1 protein-coding gene is annotated in these 1,140 nt (G+C 65.9%); it reads left to right on the top strand.

The features are described from left to right. Window positions 1–47 precede the first annotated feature (47 nt). Window positions 48–1,139: an IS630 family transposase gene (locus DMH12_RS38500; RefSeq protein WP_125495862.1), complete on the top strand. Its 1,092-nt coding sequence runs from the start codon at window positions 48–50 to the stop codon at window positions 1,137–1,139. The last annotated feature ends 1 nt before the right edge of the window (window position 1,140 follow it).

Here is a 1,140-nt window from a genome sequence, read left to right as displayed (position 1 = left end):
CTAGTCTTCTGAGTCAGGAATTCTGTTCAGATGTGTAGGGTTGCCTGATGGCGCGTACTGGGCGGCCGAAGGCCGAGCTGATCCTGTCGGATGAGGAGCGGGCTGCGCTGGAGGGGTGGGTGCGGCGCCGTTCCACTCCGCAGGCGTGGGCTTTGCGGTGCCGGATCATCCTGGCCTGTGCGACCGGCGCGTCCAACAAGGACGTGGCCGCACAGCTCGGTTCGACACCGCATGCGGTCGGCCGCTGGCGGAAGCGGTTCGTCGAACACCGGATCGCCGGGCTGGGTGACATGCCGCGGTCCGGCGGGCCCCGGACGGTCACCGATGAGCAGGTCGCCGCGGTGGTGAAGCGGACGCTGGAGTCGACGCCGAGGAACGCCACGCACTGGTCGACGCGGGCGATGGCCACGGAGATGGGTCTGTCGCAGTCGACCGTGTCGCGGATCTGGCGGGCCTTCGGCCTGCAGCCACACCGCACCGAGACGTTCAAGCTGTCGACGGACCCGTACTTCGTCGACAAGGTCCACGACGTGGTCGGCCTCTATCTGGACCCGCCCGAGCGGGCCTTGGTGTTCTGTGTCGACGAGAAGTCGCAGATCCAGGCCCTGGACCGGTCCCAGCCGGTGCTGCCGATGATGCCGGGCGTCGCGCAGCGGATCACCCACGACTACGTGCGCGCGGGCACCACCACATTGTTCGCGGCACTGGAGGTGGCCACGGGGAAGGTGATCGGCTCCCTGCACCGCCGGCACCGGGCCGAGGAGTTCAAGAAGTTCCTGATCAAACTTGACCAGGAGATACCGGCGGACCTGGACGTACACCTGGTGCTGGACAACTACGCCACCCACAAGACCCCAGCCATCAAGACCTGGCTGCTGGCCCACCCCCGCTTCCACCTGCACTTCACGCCCACCGGCTCCTCCTGGCTCAACCTGGTCGAGCGGTGGTTCGCCGAGCTGACGAACAAGCAGATACGGCGAGGCGTCCACAGAAGCGTCCAGGCGCTGGAGAAGGACATCCGGACCTGGATCGCCGCATGGAACACCGATCCCAAGCCCTACGTCTGGATGAAGACCGCAGACGAGATCCTCGAACGCCTCGCCAGCTATCTGAACAGAATTCCTGACTCAGAAGACTAGG

It is taken from the genome of Streptomyces sp. WAC 04229 (assembly GCF_003947455.1).
GTDB lineage: Bacteria > Actinomycetota > Actinomycetes > Streptomycetales > Streptomycetaceae > Streptomyces.
This window is presented reverse-complemented; position numbering and strand designations above follow the sequence as displayed.

Excerpts from the sequence above, each read along its gene's own strand:
- DMH12_RS38500 (WP_125495862.1), top strand. The coding sequence starts at position 48 with ATGGCGCGTACTGGGCGGCCGAAGGCCGAGCTGATCCTGTCGGATGAG.